We start from the raw sequence: 20,426 nt of genomic DNA on the forward strand, positions 1-20,426 counted from the left end.
GGTGCCTTTCAGTCAATTTGTCAAACAGCCAGATCATCGCGGTGGATCAACACCGCGCGGCCAGGATAGCCTAGAGTGGCTTCTATCTCGGTCGATTTGCGCCCCTTGATAGCGTCTGCTTCTTGCGCGGTATAGCGGCTGAGCCCCTGCGCAAGCCGTCGCGCCTGTTGGTCCATGATCGAAACAGGATCACCGCGCCCGAAATCTCCGGATACTTCGACTATTCCTGCTGGCAAAAGGCTTTTGCCATTGCTCAGCGCCCGCGCGGCCCCCGCGTCCACAACGATCTCACCTCGGGGTTTCATCGCTGAAATCCAGCGTTTGCGTGCGGCATGCGGGTCAACTGTCGCTGTGAACCATGTGCAGTTCGCGCCGTTTTCAAGCGTTTTCAACGGGTTCAGAGGGGATCCTTCGGTGATCGCCATATCGCAACCAGCAGCCGTGGCCATTTTTCCCGCCAACAGTTTGGTCTTCATCCCGCCCTTTGATAGGCCGGAACCGGCATCACCCGCCATCGCCTCAATCTCGGGCGTGATGTTTTCGATGACGTCATAACGCCTGGCAGAGGCATCCTCATTTGGATTGGCCGAGTAGAAGCCATCAACATCCGACAGCAGGATCAGCTGATCAGCGCCAACAGTGACGGCGATCTGAGCGGCCAGACGATCATTGTCGCCATATCGGATCTCATCCGTGGCGACTGTATCGTTCTCGTTGACAATCGGAACGACTCCAAGCCCCAGCAGCGTTTCCAAGGTGGCGCGTGAATTCAGATAGCGGCGACGATCCGCGCTATCCTCCAGCGTGACGAGCACTTGTGCAGTGGTAATGTTGTGAGGCGTCAGGGCTTCTTCATAGGCGCGGGCCAGCCGGATTTGCCCGACAGCGGCGGCGGCTTGCGACTGTTCCAACGGAAGCGTGGCCATGGGCAGACCCAAAACGCCACGCCCCAACGCGATTGACCCCGATGAGACCAAAATGACGTCGGTCCCCTGCCCCTTCAGCCATGCGACGTCCTGAGCAAGCGAATGTAACCAATCAGATCGCAGCAACCCTGTGTTCCGATCCACCAGCAAGGCGGATCCGATCTTGACCACGAGGCGTTTGGCTGCGGTCAGGGTTGCCAAGGCAGTTCTTCCTCGGCGGGTTTCTGGCGCACGCGGTCATCGTCTATCCGACCGCGCAAAGCCCGCAGGACGTCGGTTACACCCAGATGTGCCACACCAGACATTGCCATTACGGAGCCTCCGACGGCCTCTTCAAGCTCGGTCTTGGCCAGTTCGCGTTCCTCGTCATCCAGGGCGTCGACCTTGTTCAAGACGGTGATGCGAGGCTTATCGGCCAACTCACCACCATAGGCTTCAAGCTCGTGAATGATCGTGCGATAGTCTTCGGCCACACTTTCCGAGGTGCCATCAACCAAATGCAGCAATACCGCGCAGCGTTCGACATGGCCCAGAAAACGGTCTCCGATGCCACGTCCTTCATGTGCGCCCTCGATCAGACCGGGGATGTCGGCCACCACGAATTCCACATTGTCGACACCCACCACGCCCAAATTGGGGTGCAAGGTGGTAAAGGGGTAATCGGCAATTTTGGGGCGTGCGTTCGATGTCGCAGCAAGAAAGGTCGATTTGCCGGCATTAGGCATTCCCAACAGGCCGACATCGGCAATCAGTTTCAGGCGCAGCCAGATCGTGCGGTCGATACCTGCCTGACCCGGATTAGCCCGACGAGGAGCCTGGTTGGTGGCCGATTTGAAGTGCAGGTTGCCAAAACCGCCATTGCCGCCCTTGGCCAGCAGGACCCTTTGGCCCACCTCTGTCAGATCGCAGATAACCGTTTCTTCGTCTTCGTCCAGGATCTCAGTGCCGACCGGGACGCGAAGAATGATGTCATCACCATCTTTTCCGGTGCGCTGCTGCCCACGGCCAGGCTGACCGTTCTTGGCAAAGAAATGCTGCTGGTAGCGAAAGTCGATCAGGGTATTCAACCCATCCACAACTTCGACCCAGACAGAGCCACCTTTACCGCCGTCCCCGCCATCGGGACCGCCGTATTCAATGTACTTTTCGCGCCGAAAACTAACGCAGCCGCCACCGCCGGCCCCGGACCGGATGTAGACCTTTGCAAGATCGAGAAATTTCATGACTGTCCCCTACTGCAAAGGCCCCACCGGCCACAAGTCAGAGTTTTTTACTGTATGTCCAAGTGGGCACGTTCGCATCACGCGCCACCGAATAGATTTCGGCATCACCCAGGTATTCGAAACCACAATGCGTCAGCACCCTGGCTGAGGCTGGATTGTCCTGAAATACGCTTGCGAACATCGACGTGTTTTCAAGCGGATTGGCGACAACCAGTGCTTCGACCGCCAGAGATGCGATCCCGGTGTTCCAATAGACAGGAGCTACCCAATAGCCGACCTCGGATTGGTTGCGATCCAGGCGTTCCAGCGAGATCAGGCCTATCAGCTCCGGACCGCCATCCTTGGTCGCGTCCATCGCCCAGACATCCTCGCTGCGGTCTTCGGCCATGGACCGGGTCACAAAGGCCTCAACCGCGCCGGGCGGCAAAGGGTGCGCAATCCTTGTCGTCATACGCGCAACCCGTTCATCTCCGGCATAATGTTCGATGAGACCCAGATCCGACCGGCGCAGAGGGCGCAGATCGAACCGCTCGGTTTCTATGACCGGCTGGTTTATGATCGTCTCAAGTTTCATAGGTGCGTTCCTCCTCCGAACAACACAAAAAGTACAGACGCAACAGTGAGACCTGCTAACGTCCACATCAGATATTTTTCCATCGGCCGACCTTCAACCGCGTGGGCAATTCTATCTCCGGCAAATGTCCAGATTGGATGAAGAATCACCTGACAAATCAACAAACAAGCCGCGATTGCGAGCGTTGCCTCAAAAGTTGGTGTTCCGACGGCGACAAACCCCGTGAACCCCGCAACGATCATGGCCCAGGCCTTGGGATTGAGCGGATGAACAATCAATCCAGCCAGAAACCCTGGCGCTGCGCCATCAGCCTCTTGCCGGGACAGCCGCGTGTTGGCGATCTTCCAGGCCAGCCACATGATATAGGCCGCCGAGGCGTATTTCAGAACAGCAAACACCGCCGGCGCCTGATCCGCCAATTGCAGCAACCCAAAGCCCACCGGCCAGATGATTAGCTGCTTGCCCAGAATGACGCCGCCCACAAAAGGCAGCGCTGCCCGAAACCCGTAACGCGCACCGGTTCCCAGCAGGACCATATTGGCCGGTCCCGGCGTGCCGACCTGACTGGCGGCAAAGATCAGGAAACTGGTGGTTGCGACTGTCATCGGACTGTTTGATCGAACCTGCGTTAAAACGAAAAAAGGGACCGGCATTTTCTGCCGGTCCCCCAAGAATTTTCAAACCTTATGGGTTTCGGCTTACTCTGCGGCCTCCGCCACTGGCAGGACCGAAATAAAAGTGCGGTTTTTGAGACCTTTGTGGAACTTCACAGCGCCATCAACAGTTGCAAAGATGGTGTGATCTTTGCCAATGCCTACGCCTTCGCCCGGCCAGAACTTGGTGCCGCGCTGACGCACGATGATGTTGCCTGAAATGGCGGCCTGGCCACCATACAGTTTCACGCCAAGGCGGCGACCAGCTGAGTCGCGACCGTTACGGGAGGAACCGCCAGCTTTTTTATGTGCCATTCTCTCTCTCCTTAGCCTTTAGCAAGCTCTTTGGCCTGCTCAACCCATTCGGGCTTCACTTTGACCGTTTCGATAGCAGCAATCTGCTCGTCCGACAAGGCGGCCAGAGCGGCAAAGCTCTCGATACCGGCCTCGTTCAGCTTTTTGGCAGCGGCAGGACCGACACCGTTCAGCGCGGTCAGATCGTCTGCAGCAGCAACAGCGGCGGGTGCCTCTGCTTTGGCTTCTGCTTTCTTGGCGGGCTTTTTCGCTGCGGGTGCAGCTTCGCCAGCCGGTGCAGAACCGGTTGCAGCTTTGATGCCCGACTTGTCAGCGCCCGACGACAGGATGTCGGTGATCTTGACCAGGGTCAGCTTCTGACGGTGGCCAACGGTACGCTTCGAGCTGTGCTTACGACGGCGCTTGACGAAGTTGATGACCTTGTCACCCTTGATCTGTTCGATCACGTCGGCCTGAACGGCTGCACCATCTACAAACGGTGCACCAACAACCGGAGCGTCACCGCCCAGCATCAGAACATCGTTGAATTGAACTTTTTCACCTGCGTCGGCAGCCAATTTTTCAACGCGGAGGATATCACCCGCCTGAACCTTGTACTGCTTGCCGCCAGTCTTGAGGACCGCAAACATGCGTCTTTCCTTTGTCTAACCCGCGTTCTGTGGTCCCCTTGCGGGTGTTTTCGGCCTCAGCCACCTCGAACAGCGCGCCCTTTTTCGGGCTGTGTGAATGACCCATGGATCAGCCCCTTGGGTCAATAATAACGATACCCGGCGCGGAGATTCCGGCCGGGATGGGCGCTTATCCAAAGATTGCAGAGGAAAGTCAACATGAAATGGCGACTAAAGATCAGAGCCCTGTAAGACAGCCGCTACCGCCTTTCCCAGATCGTAATAGATCTGATCATACATACTGTCGAAGCTTTCGAACAGTGAGCTGTTCAGCGCTTGCCCTGTATCCGTTCGAGAAAACGCGATGTTCTTGCGCATTTGGGCGTTGCTCAAAGGGTTATAGGCCATCAACAGAAAGGAATACAGCCAGGTTTCTGTCTCTTGCTCGATCCCGTCCTTTTGCAGCAGAAGGTTGTCCAGAAGGTCGCTGTCATCGAGAACCTGGCCGTCATTTATCCCCCTGAAAAAGTTGTAATCCGCGCTCAAAGCGCTCCGCACGTTTTGTTTGATCAGGTCGTTGGCCAGTATGTACTCTTCGACCAGTTTGAACTGCATGCTGTCTTTGGTGTTTTCGAAATAGGCCTGTTTTGCCAAGTCTTCGATTGCCGGATCAACAAAAGCAAGCCGTGCGGAATTCTCAAGGGAAACGATGGTCTGGCCAAGATCGCTTTCAAAAAAGGCGATGGCGCGTTCCAAATGCACTTCATCCAGGCTTTGCTGGAATCCCTGGACCAACTGATCATACATCCAATCGGGATCATAAATCGCCTCGACCCGAGTTTCGAACAGAGCGCCACCGTTGCCATCCAACAAAGTGGCGTCCATCTCTTGGCTCATCTTTCCGCCTTCGGACAGGAGGATTTCGATCAGGTTCTCCAGACGCATTGCTTGCGCCAGCCGATCTGCTTTTTCCACGGCGCCGGATGATGTGGCCCAGAAGATCAGGGCAAAAACGATCAGAATGCGCATCAGATGTCCTGTGCGGGGTGAAGCTCGGCCATTTTGGTTGCCAGGACTTCGAATTTCATAGCCATTATCTCATACTGAATGGCGTTCAAAAGTTCGTAGACTTCCTGCATTAGAGGCTGTTCCAACGCCTCGACATAGGTGATGACATCCGCATCCGAGAAATCCTGATAGGTATAAGCAGCACCGGCAAGTGCGGAGAGCTGTAAGGCCTGTCGCATCCCGGTTTCGTTCTGTTTCATCATTGCGCGCAATTCATCTGCATCCAACTGCAGTTCGATCACACCTGAAGCACTGGCGGCGAGGAGGAACCGGATTTGTATTTCCTGAAGGGCGCGCAAAGAAGTACCGCTTGAGTCGATGGCAGTGTTCATCCTTTTTAGACTCTCAACACGTTGAGAGCCTTCGCGGACAAGTTGAGCGACTATCTCTTGCCCCTGCTGTTGTTTCGCTTCGTCATCTTCGATCAGATGGGAAGCGTTTTCAGCAGAGACCAGTCTTTGACCCAGATCTGATGCATAGAATTCTACCGCGTGATTTAGCGCCTGATCGCTGAGCGTCTGCTCTAAAATCGAAACTGCAGTTTCATGCATGTCTTTGGTATCGAAAACTTCTTCGGTCAGCCGCGCCCAGTCCGACCCGAATCCATCGGGGTCAAAACCCAGCATCTGAGGTGCCGAGGCCGAGGCCAGAGCAATACTTTCAAGGGCAACGTCGAAACCGGTCGTGGTCAAGAATGCCTCGATCCTATCGCGCCCGGCAGCGGATGCCGGGATTGGCAGCATGAATACTGTGAAAAGAAACAGCGAAAGGGCGGTGGTGATGTGGTGCGTAAAATGTCTCATGTACCGAAGCCTAGGGGTTTTGCGGCATCTGGCAACGGAAAATCCTGGGATTGATAAATTATGAAACTTTCTGCTTGCACCCCCGGGTGTTCATCACTAAATCCCCCCCTCACAGACCCCCGCGGAGAGGTGCCGGAGTGGTCGAACGGGGCGGTCTCGAAAACCGTTGTGGGTGCAAGCCCACCCAGGGTTCGAATCCCTGTCTCTCCGCCATCAGCCATTCAGCGCATGATTGGCAACCAGCTTTCCGGAATTTAGCTCAAGCACCTGAAATGCAGGTCTTTGTCGCCTTATTCGCTTTGCGCGCCTACCTACGAGAATTCTTAGCCTCTGTGCTTTCCTGTCGAACAGGCATTTGTGCGACCCTGTGGGTTGGTTGACAAGAATGACATCTCGGCCACTGGTTGTTCAACGTTGGCGTGTTATTGCCATGGGATCGGCCCAGATCGGCGTACACTGGCTCAATCCCTTGTTCTGAGAGGATGTTCCACGAATTCCCCTTTCCAGTCCGCTAGTTTCCCCCCATCTCGGCGACACATATTTCAAAGGAGAATCCCATGTCGCGTATAATCTTGCTAGGGGTCGTCGTCGCCGGCGTTGGCGCCGCAATCTATTACTATCTGAATCAACCTGCCGCTCCGGTCGAACAGCCGCAAGCCGCCGCTGAAGAAACCGGAAACGCCGTGTCTGAAGCCGTAGAATCGGTTACCGAACAGGCTGGTGAAGCTGCGTCTTCCGTTACGGAACAGGCGGCTGAAATCGTCGAACAGTCCAGCGAAGCCGCGTCTGACCTAGCCACTCAAGCCGGTGAAACAGCGACTGAGCTGGCCGATCAGGCTGGAGAAGAGGTCGCTGCCCTCACCAACCAGGGGCAAGAGCTGCTGAATTCCTGGGTTGAGAGCGGCGCTATGAGTGTTGATAACTTTGACTATGACGCCATGGTGGCCTCAGTTCAGGAAAGCACACTGGCAGAAGAACTGAAGGTAAAAGCGGTTGGTATTCTCGATGATATCAAAGCCTCACCTGCAACAATCGCGCTGAAAATTCAGGAACTTCAGGCCCTGTTGACTGGTCAGTAAGAATTAGAAAGACCGCCGAAACAGGCGGTCTTTCCCTACGTCAAAGAATAGTTCGATTGACGCGCCTTTGGCCATTTGCTTGGCTGATCTGAACACATATGCCACGGTTGATGTCGATCATGGCCATCATTTTCGAAATTGTTGGTTTGATGCAGTCAAGCAGGACCCGACAGTTTCCTATCGTTCAGAAAAGGTACGCTCATGACCCCCCTTCCCTCTTCCATGTTTGCGATCGTTCAAACACATCATGGGTATTCGGGCAAAGCCACTGGTCCCAACATCCAAAATGCGTCTGATTGGCTGGCCGAAACGGAAATGCCTGTGCCCGAGCCGGGCGCAGGTCAGGTTCTGATCCGCCTGAGGGCATCATCGGTTAATCCGTCCGACCTGCATTTTATCAAGGGTGAATACGGGCAGCCTAGGGTAAAGGGATCTCCGGCCGGGTTTGAGGGATGTGGAGACGTCGTCGCCACCGGTGCCGGAGCCGAGGGTTTGCAGGGACAGCGCGTGGCATTCATGGCCACTCTTTCCGGTGCCTGGGCCGAGTACGCTCTGACCGATGCACAAATGTGTATTCCACTGCGCCCGGATATCTCGGATGACGATGGGTCAGCACAGATTGTGAACCCGATGACGGCCATGGCGATGGTCGATCTGGCGCGTCAGGCCGGAGATGCTTTTATCGTATCTGCCGCAACCAGTCAGTTGGGCAAGCTTATGTGCAGCCTCGGTCGCGATCTTGTGCTCAAGCCGATTGCGATCGTGAGACGCGCTGAGACCGTTGCTGCATTGAAAGAGCTGGGCGCGCATGAGGTGCTGGTGACATCAGACCCCGACATGCTGCAGAAATTCGCAGCGCTTAGCAAAGAGCTTAAACCTCGGGTCTTTCTGGATGCCGTCGCCGACCAGATTTCCGAACAGATTTTCTGTGCGATGCCGAATGGTGCGCGCTGGGTGTGTTATGGCAAGCTCAGCCCTGAACTGCCCAAACTAACGCAGACGGGACAGCTCATCTTTATGGGTAAGAAAATCGAAGGGTTTTGGCTGACACAATGGATGACAGCGACGCCTCGCGAAGATGTGGTACGTGTCGTTGCCGAGGTTCAGGCCCGCTTTGCGGACGGGCGTTGGAAAACAGATGTTTCAGAAAAGCTCACATTAAAAAATGTTATGTCCGGGCTGGTCGATGCACTGCAAAAGAGTGACGGAAAGGTAATTATCACGCCATAGTAGTACAAACCCCGGGCTAAGGAGGAGGCCCGGGATCTAAATGAACCCGGAGCAACCGGTATAGGGAGGTGAGTTTGGATAATGCGCAGCTGCTGATTAGCGGGCTGGCGAATGGCTGTGTCTATGGGCTGATCGCGCTCGGATTTGTTCTGATTTACAAGGCGACCGAGGCAGTGAACTTCGCACAGGGTGACCTCATGATGCTGGGCGCCTTTGTTACCATCGGGCTTACAAATGCCGAATATATGGGGCTGCCTTTTTGGCTGGCCTTGCCGATCTCGTTGGGGATCATGGGCGCGCTGGGGTACTTGCTGGACCGGTTGATCATTCGGCGACTTTTCGGGGAAAGCCAGACGGCCGTGGTCATTCTGACCATCGCCCTGGGCTTTGTAATCCGCTTTGTGGCCGGTCTGATCTGGGGGCACGAACCGCAGACGCTACAGAATCCACTGGCCGGAAAAGAAGTGCATTTCGGCGGCCTTGTACTGGGGATGGAGGACGTGGCGGTTATCGTCGTGACCGTTCTGCTGACCTGGGGGCTGTACCAGTTCTTCAGTCGCACCAAGCTTGGGCTTGCAATGCAGGGTGCCTCACAAAATCAGCTGGCGGCCTATTATATGGGAATCCCGGTAAAACGAGTGCAGGGTTTCATCTGGGCGTTGGCCGGCATGGTTGCGGGTATCGCAGGCATTTTGTTTGCCGCCAAAGGATCCGTGGACCCGGCAACCGGACTTCTGGGCATTAAGGCCTTCGCCGCTGCGGTCATTGGCGGATTCGGAAGTTTACCTGGAGCATTGGCTGGAGGTTTGATCGTTGGCGTAATCGAACCGTTTGCCAGTCGCTATATCGCTGCTGGGTACAGTCAGATTGCACCTTATGCGCTGTTGTTGGCTGTCCTAATCTTTCGCCCCAATGGGCTGTTCAGCCAAGTTAGGGTCAAAAAGGTTTAAGCCATGCGGATCATTTTCAAGACCAGTTACATGCAAGATATCCGGCCTTGGAAAGACCGGTATCAACTTAGCCTATACCTGATCCTTCTAGGCGTCGTGATCGCCGCTCCATGGTGGTTGGACGCATTCTATCTGGGTGAGCTGACAAATGTTTTGATCTGGGCGATTGCAGGTCTTGGGTTGATGATACTGACCGGCCATACCGGACAGGTCAGCCTTGGACATGCGGCTTTTCTGGCCTTTGGGTGCTATGCGAATATCATCTTGATTGAGGCAGGCTTGCCATTCCTGCTGGCCTTCCCGATCGCCGGTATCCTGACCGGGATAGCAGGGGTGACCGTTGCTATCCCCGCGCTGCGCCTGCACGGTATCTACCTGGCAATCTTTACCATGGCCCTGTCGATCCTGATGGATGACGTGATTGTCCTGGCCGAGCCGATCACCGGCGGGGTCGCCGGTAAATATATCGGCGGGGTCGAGATATTTGGATTCATGGTCGATCGCTGGGCTACGCCGGTCCAATTCTTCTGGCTGGTGCTTGCAGTCGCGGTTCTGGTCACTCTGGGCTATATCAACCTGCTGCGCGCACCGCTTGGGCGCAGTTTCATCGCCGTGCGAGATTCTGAGGTCTCGGCCCAGGCGATGGGTGTTGATATTGCGCAGACCAAGATGATCTCATTTGCCCTGTCCTGCGCTGTGACTGGCTGGGCGGGCGCTCTGATGGGGATGTTCTCGGGCGCGTTCAATAACGAGACATTCAGCGTCCTAATTTCAATTCAGTTGCTGATGATGATCGTGATCGGTGGTCTGGGCTCAATCCACGGGGCATTCCTGGGTGCTGTCGTCATTGGGTTTCTGCCGCAACTTTTGTCGATCGCAAAAGAGTATGTCGGCGCAGTTTTCGGGGGCAGCACCGTCGCAATTCCGGGATTGGAATTTGGTATTTTCGGCATGATCCTGATCGCCTTTATCCTGTTCGAACCCATGGGGATGTATGGACGTTGGCTTAAGATCCGGACATGGTTTGAACTGTTTCCCTTCTATCGCAAGGACATGTTCAAACGTCAGAAATCCTATCTCAAGACGGAGCGTCTGAGATGAGCCTGCTTGAATTTAAGAATGTCACCTTGAAATTTGGTGGCGTCACGGCTGTGAACGACCTGTCCTTTTCGGTCGAAGACGGCGAGGTTTTTGCCATAGTCGGCCCCAATGGCGCGGGTAAATCGACCGTTTTCAATCTGATCTCGCGCTTTTATGAACCAATAGAGGGTTCAATCCGGTATGACGGGCATAACTTGCTGCAGGTGAAACCGTCAGGCGTTGCAGCTTTTGGTGTTGCGCGGACGTTTCAGAATATCGAACTGTTCGAACACGCCACTGTTTTGCAGAACCTGCTGGTCGGGCGTCATCGGCACCGCAAGACAAAACTTTTTTCCGAGGTGCTGTTCCTGCCGTCGGCCCGGCGGCAAGAGATCGAAAACCGTGAAAAGGTTGAAGAAATCATCGATTTTCTTGATCTGCAGGCCTATCGCGACAAGATGATATCAGGCCTACCTTACGGTGTGCGCAAAGTGGTTGAAGTTGCCCGCGCCCTGGCCACCGATCCCAAGTTGTTACTGCTGGATGAACCGGCCTCGGGGCTGTCGGTCGAGGAAACGACCGATATGCGCTGGTGGATAGATGATATCCGGCGGCAGATGGGGATTACGGTGCTGATGGTCGAACATGACATGGCTTTGGTCTCGGGCGTCTCGGATCGGGTCCTTGCAATGGCGGATGGGGCTATGCTCGCACTGGGAACCCCTGCGCAGGTACAGTCACACCCGGCAGTGGTTGAGGCCTATCTGGGGAAAGTTTCATGAGCGATCCGATCCTGACCATTCGCAATGTCGAAAGTTTTTACGGGCCAATCATGGCAATCCGGGGCGTGTCGCTGGATGTGCATCCTGGTAAAATCGTGTCGATCCTTGGGGCCAATGGGGCCGGCAAGACCACATTGATGAAAACCGTGTCCGGCGTAATGGACCCGGAAAAGGGCAAGATCAGCCTTGACGGGGTCGAAATTCAAGGGGCTGAGCCACATAAAGTTGTGCAGAAAGGCGTCGTCCACGTACCCGAAGGGCGCGAAGTATTCCCCCTTTTGACCGTGGATGAGAACCTGAGTCTCGGGGCCTATACCTCGTCGGACCGGGGACAAATTGATCATGATCGCGATCTGGTTTTTTCATACTTCCCGATCCTGAAAGAACGCCGCAATCAAGAGGCGGGGACCTTATCCGGAGGCCAACAACAGATGTTGGCAATCGGGAGGGGGTTGATGGCAAATCCAAGGATTATGTTGCTGGACGAGCCGTCTCTGGGCCTGTCCCCTTTGCTTGTGCAAGAGATTTTCGGCATCCTGAAGCGCCTGAATGATGAGCAGAACATGACGATGATGCTGGTTGAACAGAATGCCAATGCTGCGCTGGAACTGGCGCATCACGGCTATGTCATGGAGGTCGGGCGCATCGTCATGGATGGCCCCGCGGATGAGCTGATGCAGTCTGAAGACATCCAGAACTTCTATCTGGGCGTGCAGGAAGAAGGTGCGCGTGAAAACCGCCGCTGGAAACGCAAGAAGACGTGGAGGTGAGCGCATGAATATAAGCACCCTGCCCTCTCAGATCATGATTAATGGTGTTCAGTACAACGCAAACCCCGGTCAGCGACCGGTCTATGTGGATGAATGCACAACCATCGGCCAGCTGTTTCAAAAGCGCTGCGCCGATTTGGGCACGCGTACTGCACATCGTGAGAAAGATTTCGGTATCTGGAAGTCCTATTCATGGGCAGATTACTGGCAGCACGCAAAATGGATCGGCCTCGCCCTGCAAAAACTGGGGTTGAAACGTGGTGAAGTCGTTTCGATCCTGTCCGAAGACCGAAAAGAATGGGCCTGGTTCGATATGGGCATTCAGGGCGTCGGGGGGATCGCCTCGGGCATCTACACGACGGATGCGGCCGCCCAGGTGAAATACCTGATCAATGACAGTGACAGCCGTTTCCTGGTGGTCGAAAACGAAGAGCAGTTGGACAAGTTCCTCGAGGTCGAAGGGGATCTGCCGACCCTTTTGAAGGTCATCATCCTCGAGGATGAAGGCCTGCATGATCTGGACCACGACCGCTGCATGATGATCAGCGATCTTTATGAGCTGGGCCAGCATGTCGAGATGGAAGAGCCCGACCGCTTTGAAGCGGAAATCGCGCTGGCATCCCCGCAGGATACCGCTCTTCTGGTTTATACATCGGGCACGACCGGCATGCCAAAAGGCGCAATGCTGAGCCACGAGAACATCCTTGCCGCAATCGAAGCCGGCGCTCATTCCTTGCCCGCATTGGAAACAGATGAACAGCTGTGCTTTTTGCCGCTCTGCCACATCCTCGAGCGTGATGTTTCCATATATTTCCCGCTTGCAACGAAATCTGTCGTCAACTTTGCCGAAAGCCCCGAGACTGTTTTCGCAAATCTGCAAGAGGTTTCTCCTTCGACGTTTACGGCGGTCCCGCGTGTCTGGGAAAAGATCTATTCTCAGGTTCAGATCATGGCCCAGGATGCAACCTCGACCGGGCGCGCGTCCTTTGAAATGGCGGTAAAGGCGGGTCTGGCACGTGCCGAATATATCCTGGCGGGCAAGCCGGTCCCGGCCAGTGTTGCCGCGCAGTACTGGCTTTGGGACCGTTTGGTTCTGCGTAACCTGCGCCGGATGCTGGGGTTGGACAATATGCGGCGCGGTGGAAGCGGCGCCGCCCCGATTTCGACGGACTTGCTGAAATGGTACTGGGCCATTGGTGTACCTCTGGTCGAAGGTTTTGGTATGACCGAAACATCGGGCCTGGCGACATTGAATACACTTGGAAACAACAGGATCGGAACCATTGGAAAGGCTGTGCCCGTTAATGACGTCCGTATTTCCGAAGGTGGAGAGATTCAGCTTAAAGGGTTGAACATCTTTCAGGGTTACTGGCGAAACAACGCCAAAACAGCCGAGACTTTCACTGCCGATGGTTGGTTGCGTACTGGTGATATGGGCCAGATCGACCAAGACGGTTTCGTGACCATTACGGGTCGCCTCAAAGATCTTATAATCACGGCGGGCGGCAAAAATATCGCCCCGGCCGAGATTGAAAGCCGTCTCAAGTTCAGCCCCTTTATCTCGGACGCAGTTGTAATTGGCGATAAGCGCAAGTTCCTGACTGCACTAATCATGATTGATCAGGAAAACGTGGAGAAATTTGCGCAGGATCGAAAGGTCCCCTTCTCGAATTTTGCCTCTCTTTGTGCCTCCGCCGAAGTTCGGGACCAGATCAAAGACGAAGTGGGTGCCGCAAACAAGGATTTCGCACGGGTTGAGCAGATCAAGGATTTCCGCCTGATAGATGTTCTGCTGACGGCAGATGATGACGAACTGACGGCCACAATGAAGCTCAAGCGCAGCTTTGTGGAAAAGAAACACGAACATCTTATTGAAGACATGTACAATTAGACAAAACGTTATCCAAAGGGAGGATTATAATGAGGAATCTGATTAAACGGCTGTCCGCTGCCACAGTTTTGACGGCTGTCGCGACACTCTCCAGCGCTCAGACACAGGGTGTTACGGATGATGAGATCGTAATCGGCTCGGTCAATGATCTGAGCGGAATCTTCGCCGCTGTTGGTGTCCCAGCCACCAAAGGCGCCAATGTGGTGTTCGACCGCGTGAACGCTGCAGGTGGTGTTCACGGTCGGACCATCCGTTTTGTGGTTGAGGATAATGGCTATCAGATGCCGCGCGCGATGCAGGGCTACAACAAGTTGCTGAACCGCGACAAGGTGTTTGCGATGTTGCAATCTCTGGGTACGCCGATGAACCTGGCCGGATTCAAACTGCTGGATCCCAAGGGCATTCCGAATGTCGCGCCTTTGACGTCGTCGCAGAAAATGCTGCAAGAACCAGTGCGCAACAAATTCACGTCCTTTTCCACCTATTTCGATCAGGCGCGTGTCGGCGTGAACTATCTGGCCAGCGAATTCGGATCGCAAACAGTCTGCACCATGTATCTGCCCACCGATTTCGGCGAGGAGATTCTGGAAGGCAGCAAGGCGGGTGCCGAAGAGGCTGGGATCGGTTTTGGCACAGAAACCACCCACAAGCCCGATGAGACCGATTTCGTGGGCTCTCTGAGCAAGCTCAGAGATGAAGGCTGCGACATCGTCACCATGGCCCTTGGGGTTCGGCAGGCGATCACTGTGGTTGGCACCGCCAAAAAGATGGGTCTAACGGATATGAAATTCTTGGGAACATCAGCCAGCTTCCTGACCGTCGTTGCCCAGGTGCCGGGTGGCGTGACGGATGGTTTTTATGCCGCCGCCTCATGGCTGGACTTGTGGGCCCGCGCGGATCAACCGGCCCCTGCAGCCTTCATCGAAGAGTATAAGGCTGCAACAGGCGAAGACCCCGTTGGATTTGCGATGTTGGGCTATTCTGCGGCTGAAATGATGGTTAAGGCGCTGGACGCCGCCGGCCCCGATCTGACTCATGACAGCTTTATCGCTGCGATGGAGACACTCGACTACAACGACGAACTGGTTGGAAATCACATCTCGTTTTCTCCGGACGACCACCAAGGTGCTGACACGGTGTTTGTGAGCGTTGTTGAAAACGGTGCTTGGAAGCTGGTCCACGAAGAGTAACGTCTGAAAAACAGAGTTTGATCAGCATTCAGGCGTTAGAAACCACGAGCCGTCCGTTCCAATACGGACGGCTTTTTCATTTTGTTTTGGGCTATCCACCTGCGGATAATTGGTTCCAATGCAAAACCGCTATAGTTAGGCGAAATGGAAAAAACTCGAATCGAAAATCTGTTGTCGTTGAAAGATCGTAAGATCATCGCGCAGGGTAATCGGCAATTTGTCTATCAACACCCTGATCTGCCGGACACTCTGCTGAAGATCCCGCAACCTCAGACGATAGATGACGAAGCTCATCTTGTGACGGATACCTGGTTTGATCGGATGTTTCGACGCTCGACGGCGTTCAAAGGATTTCTGCGCGAGTTTCACGAGTCGTTTGATCTTATGGTGCGTCACCAGAAATCCGCTGCTCCTATCCCCGTATGTGAGGTGCGAGGTGTGGTTCAGACGGACCTGGGTCTGGCGCTCATGTACGAGCGGATTTCCGAGCCTGACGGACATCTATCGCCCAGCCTTATTGGTTTGGTCCAAAGCCGTCGCCTTATGCCGCATCACTTGGATTCTTTGAACGCGCATTTTGACATTTTGGTCAAAGAGAACGTTTTGGTCAGTAACCAGAACCCCGGCAACATCGTCTATCAGACGTTGGCCGACGGCTCAGGACGATGGGTCTGGATAGACAGTTTCGGAAATAAGCAGGCGATCCCAGTTCGCAGGTGGTTCCCAAGCCTGAACAAACGAAAGATCGACCAGACTCGGCAGAAATTCCTTGCTTTGGCTCAACAGGCTTTAGGACGTGAAGCGGACTGACAAATCCGTGTTGGAGTGACTTTCTTTTCGTCTCACGCTTGACGTGTGCGGGCTGTTAATCTCAACATTCAGAAATGTTTTTTGTGCGTCCTCGTCATTACAACGATAACGGGACCAATTCGGTAAATGGTATTCTAGGTAGTTAGATAAAAAATGCGGTCAAAAATTCTGAACTTTCTGATCATCGTGATGATCTCTGCAACGCTTCTTGCTGGTGTGGAGCTGGGCATCCGTTGGCTGTCACCACAAGGCGTTCTGACAACATATCCAGAGGGTGGTCCACTTGGATTGAAGGACCCGGTCGTCGGGCATACGAACAGGCCAAACACTGTCGTCGCCATCAATGCACCAGAGTTCACGGTCGAGTATAAAGTCGACGAAAACGGGTTTCGTGAAACCCGCTTTCCAGCCAGTGCATTAGACGATGGAAAAACCATCAAGATCCTGTTGCTGGGAGATTCCTTTACCTTCGGCGCATCAAATGAGCTGGGCGATATCTGGCCAGAACTCTTGGCCCAGAAGTTCCTGGATCAAGGCATGCCTGTTCAGCTGATCAACGCAGGTGTTCCGGGATATAACACATCTCAACAGGCGCTGTATCTCGAGCGGTTAAGCGAAAAATATGACCCTGATATCGTGCTGGTTACCTTTCTTCCCAATGATATGTTCGCAAATGAGCCCATTCGGACCGTTGATGGCGTTGATGTCGCCTTTAGCGATGTCAGTTCGGTTGTAGGCTCGGGGAATATCAAGAAATCCTCGCTACACTCGGTTACGCTGTTAAAGCGAATGCTGATGGCGAACGATCAGACCTATACCCAACTGTACCTGATGACGCCTCGAAAGGCCTTTTTCACCACCCCGATGAGCGATCTGTTTCAAGCCAAAGTCGAGACGACAAAGCAGGTGTTTTCCCGCATGGCAACCTTCACGCAGTCGCAGGGGTCCGAGCTTGTGGTCGTGTCCGTCCCACAGTTGTTTCAGGTTCTTCAGGCCGCGAAAACATCTTCCGATCCCGAGGTCGATCCCGGCCTACCCGACCGCCTAATGGAGGGTGTGGTGGCCGAGCAAGGATTTCAGTGGCACGAAGCGCTGCCCTACCTCGCCGAGGAATACGGCACCAAGGGTGAAGACCTGTATTTCCGATACGATGGCCATCTGAATGCGGACGGCAACAGGGTTCTGTCCGAATTCATGTTCCAGATTCTGGCCCCGCTGATCGAAACCAAAACAGCCGGCTGAGTTCGACAACAGATTCGGCACCCCAAATCCTTATCAACAAAAGAAAAACGGCCGCAACATTGTGCGGCCGTTTGAAACAGTCTTAAAAGTTCGTACGAGCGATTATCGCTTGGAGAACTGGAACGAACGACGCGCTTTGCGCTTACCGTATTTCTTACGTTCCACAACGCGGCTGTCGCGGGTCAGGAAGCCAGCGGCCTTCAGTGCGCCACGCAGGCTGGGATCGTACAGTTGCAGCGCTTTCGACACGCCGTGCTTGACCGCACCGGCCTGACCGGTCAGGCCACCGCCTTTGACGGTTGCAACAACGTCGAACTCACCTTCTACGCCGGCAACCTGGAAAGGCTGGCGCAGGATCAGCTGCAGAACGGGGCGTGCAAAATACACATCCTGGTCTTTGCCGTTCACGGTGACCTTGCCGGAGCCCGGCTTGATCCAAACGCGGGCAACAGCGTCTTTACGCTTGCCGGTGGCATAGGCACGACCCAGTTCGTCGCGTACGGGTTCACGCACGATGACTTCTTCGGCCACAACTTCAACGCCTGCTACGGCGCTCAGCTCTTCGAGAGTATTGATCTGATCAGCCATGGTCATTAGCTCCGGGTGTTTTTCTTGTTCATGGATGCAACATCCAGAACTTCGGGCGCTTGCGCCTCATGGGGATGCTCGGCACCGGCATAAACACGCAGGTTGGTCATAACCTGACGCGATAGGCGGTTGCCCGGCAGCATGCGCTTGACCGCCTGGGTCACGACGCGCTCGGGGTATTTGCCCTCGAGGATCTGCTGCTTGGTGCGCGACTTGATGCCGCCCGGGTGGCCAGTGTGCCAGTAGAAGTTCTCTTCGCGCTTCTTGCCGGTCATCTGGATTTTGTCAGCGTTGATCACGATGACATTGTCGCCCATGTCCATGTTCGGGGTGAACGACGCTTTGTGCTTGCCACGCAGACGCATGGCGACGATCGAGGCAAGACGGCCCAGAACAACGCCCTCGGCGTCGATCAGGATCCATTTCTTGTCGATGTCTGCAGGTGTTGCAGAAAAGGTTTTCATGGCAGGATAGTCCTGTTTGATGTGAAAGACCGCCCCCATACGGAGCGGTCCGAATTCGATGGATGGGGTTTAAACCCACGCGAAAGGCGGGTCAATACACACAAATCAGTTTTAACTTAGCAAAAACAATGTATTACAAAATAGGTATTATTTTACCCCATGTTTTTGCCAATCTTTTTCCGTCAATACCCAACGCATCCACTGCCCAGCCCCGGTACCAAGAACAAGTTGCTGGGTATCAACGTACCGCGCCCCAAGTTTCGCGGTCCCTTTTTGTGAACGCAAGTTGGTTGGGTCGATATGAAACCAGACCTCATCCAGTTCGCCGAACACCTGATTTACCATCAGCGATTTGATCGCCCGATTGCTGGCTCCGCCCCAGTGATCACGGGTGATAAAGCTGTATCCGATGCCGATGCCCCCGGGAACTTCGGGAGGCTCATAATAGCGAGAGCACCCGATGACCCGGCCTGTCGCCTCTTCGCGTACTGTCACTGACCCACCTGCGCTCAACAGAAAATCGAAATAAGGGGCGAAAACTTCTTTCTGATGGCGGGATTTGGCGGGATGCCCGCCCAAATCAACGGATCGCTGGCTGCAAGGTGCAGGTCTTCGAAGTCACTTTTGAGCATAGGTGTGACGACAAATCCCCTGCCCCGCATTTCCCGAATATCCACTAAGCGTCCCCTTACACCGAAATCTGTTCGGGTGGATTATCCAGCAGACGCCTGAGACGCTGCATTGCGTCCTCGAATTGATCCAACGATACATGCCCGTTCATGGCTATGCGAACCGCATTGGGTGCGCGCCCGTCACGCAAAGCAAACTCATCGGCAGACCGCAGTTGAATTCCCTCTCGCTCGGCCGCGCGGCTGAACGCAGCTGCTCGCCAGCCAGAAGGCAAGTTCAGCCAGACAAAAGGTACATCTGAGGCCCAGTTCAGGTCGAACCCACCCAGGGCGTTTACGGCCACGCGCACATATTCCCCCATCCGGGTCCGGACATCTTTTGCGATTTGGCGCGTCCGCGGATCAGACAACATCAGCCGCGCCAGTTCGGCAAGCGGCTGAGCAAGGCCAAAATAGCCATATTCCGCTGAACGGCGCAGATCAACGCTGCGCTCGCGCGGCGCTATGGCAAACCCGACACGCAGTGCGGGCGTCAAGATCTTCGAGATCGACGACACATGCCATCCCCTTTCCGGCGCCAGGGCGCGATAGCTGGGCGCTCTTGCATCACCCATGCGGTAGCAGTCGTCCTCGATTATCTGGACGCCGAACCGCCGCGCGATTTCCACAACTTCTTTGCGGCGTTCCAGTGGTGTATGTGAGCCGGTCGGATTTTGAACCTCGGGTGAGACACATATGGCCTGCGCCGCCGACTGGCGAAGGACATGCTCCATAGCGTTGGGATCCACGCCCCATTTGTCCATCTTTACGCCAACGACCTCTGCACGCATCAACTCACCGGCCCGTCGGAACCCCGCATATGACAGATCCTCAACCAGAACGATCGGCTTTGGTCCGCGTAATATTGTCTGAAATACAAGGCAAAGGCCGTTTTGTCCGCCGTGGGTCAGAACGATATCGTCCTGCGAAATTGGTCCCAATGGCAAATCGGAAAGCCAATCTACAACAGCCTGTCGCATAGGTTTATACGCATCGCGGGTTGGATAGTTCATAAACAGGCGTGGATCGGATTGTGCCACTTTCTGCATACATTCGCGGATCAGGGCCACCTGCCCCATATCGGCGAGCCTTGGGCTGAACAGGCTGACATTGGCGTCATATTTGTCATCTCTGAGATGAAGTTGCCGAGCCCAGACATCATCGAGCAGAGGCGCCTTGGGCGGGGCCACAAATGTACCACGTCCTACTTCGGCGCTGAGCAGACCTTCGTCTGTGAGTATCGTATAGGCGCGCGCAACGGTGCCCGGTGTGATTTGTAACCTATAGGCAAGTTCCCGCACCGGCGGCAGCTTTGTACCGACTTCCAAAATATTGTTATCTATAGCTTTTCGAATTGTATCGGCGACCAGTGTATATTTTGGCCCTTTGGATTTAGGCAGTGACTCTGGCCAAATTGTATCCATTACAATTCTTCCTTTGATTGCAGCACAATTATGAATGTATCAAATGTTCATACCGAACATATTACGTTTGTGTCAATACAATTTGAAA

Annotated in this window: 22 protein-coding genes and 1 tRNA gene; 11 read left to right on the forward strand and 12 right to left on the reverse strand. The window is 54.6% G+C overall.

Going from position 1 to position 20,426, the window contains the following annotated elements; all coding sequences use genetic code 11:
• Nucleotides 1-20: 20 nt before the first annotated feature.
• From proB to AC2FLG_RS00740, 8 genes are all read right to left on the reverse strand, one after another.
• Nucleotides 21-1,127 carry a glutamate 5-kinase gene (gene proB, locus AC2FLG_RS00705; protein WP_496700296.1) on the reverse strand — a complete coding sequence of 369 codons (1,107 nt, stop codon included), beginning with the start codon at nt 1,125-1,127 and terminating at the stop codon, nt 21-23.
• A complete protein-coding gene (obgE, locus tag AC2FLG_RS00710; RefSeq protein ID WP_496691244.1) occupies nt 1,115-2,149 on the reverse strand; it encodes a GTPase ObgE in 1,035 nt (344 codons plus the stop codon). The genes proB and obgE overlap by 13 nt, the downstream gene beginning before the upstream one ends.
• A gap of 37 nt (nt 2,150-2,186) precedes the next feature.
• Entirely contained in the window at nt 2,187-2,723 is a 537-nt protein-coding gene (locus AC2FLG_RS00715) for a GNAT family N-acetyltransferase (protein WP_142633834.1), read from the reverse strand.
• The gene (locus AC2FLG_RS00720) at nt 2,720-3,328 is read right to left on the reverse strand and encodes a LysE family translocator (protein WP_496688076.1); all 609 of its coding nucleotides are present in this window, start codon (nt 3,326-3,328) and stop codon (nt 2,720-2,722) included. The genes AC2FLG_RS00715 and AC2FLG_RS00720 overlap by 4 nt, the downstream gene beginning before the upstream one ends.
• Nucleotides 3,329-3,421: 93 nt before the next feature.
• Complete coding sequence (gene rpmA, locus AC2FLG_RS00725; protein ID WP_120635433.1) at nt 3,422-3,691, reverse strand: 50S ribosomal protein L27; 270 nt, start codon at nt 3,689-3,691, stop codon at nt 3,422-3,424.
• 11 nt (nt 3,692-3,702) lie between these two features.
• Entirely contained in the window at nt 3,703-4,320 is a 618-nt protein-coding gene (locus AC2FLG_RS00730) for a 50S ribosomal protein L21 (protein WP_271947092.1), read from the reverse strand.
• Between the two features lie 210 nt (nt 4,321-4,530).
• Nucleotides 4,531-5,328, reverse strand: a complete 798-nt coding sequence (locus tag AC2FLG_RS00735; protein ID WP_496704615.1) for a DUF2059 domain-containing protein — start codon at nt 5,326-5,328, stop codon at nt 4,531-4,533.
• A complete protein-coding gene (locus AC2FLG_RS00740) occupies nt 5,328-6,110 on the reverse strand; it encodes a DUF2059 domain-containing protein (protein ID WP_282021541.1) in 783 nt (260 codons plus the stop codon). Before AC2FLG_RS00740 ends, AC2FLG_RS00735 begins: the two co-directional genes overlap by 1 nt.
• Nucleotides 6,111-6,293: 183 nt before the next feature.
• Here AC2FLG_RS00740 and AC2FLG_RS00745 point away from each other — a divergent pair.
• From AC2FLG_RS00745 to AC2FLG_RS00795, 11 genes are all read left to right on the forward strand, one after another.
• Nucleotides 6,294-6,383 (forward strand) — tRNA-Ser (locus tag AC2FLG_RS00745).
• A 344-nt stretch (nt 6,384-6,727) separates the two neighbouring features.
• Nucleotides 6,728-7,249, forward strand: a complete 522-nt coding sequence (locus tag AC2FLG_RS00750) for a hypothetical protein (protein WP_281972111.1) — start codon at nt 6,728-6,730, stop codon at nt 7,247-7,249.
• Between the two features lie 201 nt (nt 7,250-7,450).
• Entirely contained in the window at nt 7,451-8,479 is a 1,029-nt protein-coding gene (locus AC2FLG_RS00755) for an alcohol dehydrogenase catalytic domain-containing protein (RefSeq protein WP_496704617.1), read from the forward strand.
• 74 nt (nt 8,480-8,553) lie between these two features.
• Entirely contained in the window at nt 8,554-9,429 is an 876-nt protein-coding gene (locus tag AC2FLG_RS00760) for a branched-chain amino acid ABC transporter permease (protein WP_282027411.1), read from the forward strand.
• Between the two features lie 3 nt (nt 9,430-9,432).
• Entirely contained in the window at nt 9,433-10,530 is a 1,098-nt protein-coding gene (locus tag AC2FLG_RS00765; protein WP_496704618.1) for a branched-chain amino acid ABC transporter permease, read from the forward strand.
• Nucleotides 10,527-11,291, forward strand: coding sequence for an ABC transporter ATP-binding protein (locus AC2FLG_RS00770; protein ID WP_496704619.1), 765 nt, complete (start codon nt 10,527-10,529; stop codon nt 11,289-11,291). The genes AC2FLG_RS00765 and AC2FLG_RS00770 overlap by 4 nt, the downstream gene beginning before the upstream one ends.
• The gene (locus AC2FLG_RS00775; protein WP_496704620.1) at nt 11,288-12,061 is read left to right on the forward strand and encodes an ABC transporter ATP-binding protein; all 774 of its coding nucleotides are present in this window, start codon (nt 11,288-11,290) and stop codon (nt 12,059-12,061) included. The genes AC2FLG_RS00770 and AC2FLG_RS00775 overlap by 4 nt, the downstream gene beginning before the upstream one ends.
• A 4-nt stretch (nt 12,062-12,065) precedes the next feature.
• Entirely contained in the window at nt 12,066-13,952 is a 1,887-nt protein-coding gene (locus AC2FLG_RS00780; RefSeq protein ID WP_496704622.1) for an AMP-dependent synthetase/ligase, read from the forward strand.
• Nucleotides 13,953-13,981: 29 nt separating this feature from the next.
• Entirely contained in the window at nt 13,982-15,142 is a 1,161-nt protein-coding gene (locus tag AC2FLG_RS00785; RefSeq protein WP_281994628.1) for an ABC transporter substrate-binding protein, read from the forward strand.
• Between the two features lie 144 nt (nt 15,143-15,286).
• Nucleotides 15,287-15,952 carry a YrbL family protein gene (locus AC2FLG_RS00790; RefSeq protein ID WP_496704624.1) on the forward strand — a complete coding sequence of 222 codons (666 nt, stop codon included), beginning with the start codon at nt 15,287-15,289 and terminating at the stop codon, nt 15,950-15,952.
• 153 nt (nt 15,953-16,105) lie between these two features.
• A complete protein-coding gene (locus tag AC2FLG_RS00795; RefSeq protein ID WP_496704626.1) occupies nt 16,106-17,194 on the forward strand; it encodes an SGNH/GDSL hydrolase family protein in 1,089 nt (362 codons plus the stop codon).
• Between the two features lie 102 nt (nt 17,195-17,296).
• Here the strand turns inward: AC2FLG_RS00795 and rpsI are convergent, their stop codons facing one another.
• The 4 genes from rpsI to AC2FLG_RS00815 all read right to left on the reverse strand — a co-directional run bounded on the left by rpsI (nt 17,297) and on the right by AC2FLG_RS00815 (nt 20,338).
• Complete coding sequence (gene rpsI, locus AC2FLG_RS00800; RefSeq protein ID WP_271947073.1) at nt 17,297-17,782, reverse strand: 30S ribosomal protein S9; 486 nt, start codon at nt 17,780-17,782, stop codon at nt 17,297-17,299.
• 5 nt (nt 17,783-17,787) lie between these two features.
• Nucleotides 17,788-18,246: a 50S ribosomal protein L13 gene (gene rplM, locus AC2FLG_RS00805; RefSeq protein ID WP_113790645.1), complete on the reverse strand. Its 459-nt coding sequence runs from the start codon at nt 18,244-18,246 to the stop codon at nt 17,788-17,790.
• Nucleotides 18,247-18,393: 147 nt separating this feature from the next.
• Nucleotides 18,394-18,825: a GNAT family N-acetyltransferase gene (locus AC2FLG_RS00810; protein WP_496704627.1), complete on the reverse strand. Its 432-nt coding sequence runs from the start codon at nt 18,823-18,825 to the stop codon at nt 18,394-18,396.
• A 109-nt stretch (nt 18,826-18,934) separates the two neighbouring features.
• Nucleotides 18,935-20,338 (reverse strand): aminotransferase-like domain-containing protein, encoded by a 1,404-nt coding sequence (locus tag AC2FLG_RS00815; protein WP_496704629.1) that lies wholly within the window; start codon nt 20,336-20,338, stop codon nt 18,935-18,937.
• Nucleotides 20,339-20,426: the final 88 nt, after the last annotated feature.

The sequence above is a fragment of the Ruegeria sp. CDSA193 genome, from assembly GCF_059611885.1.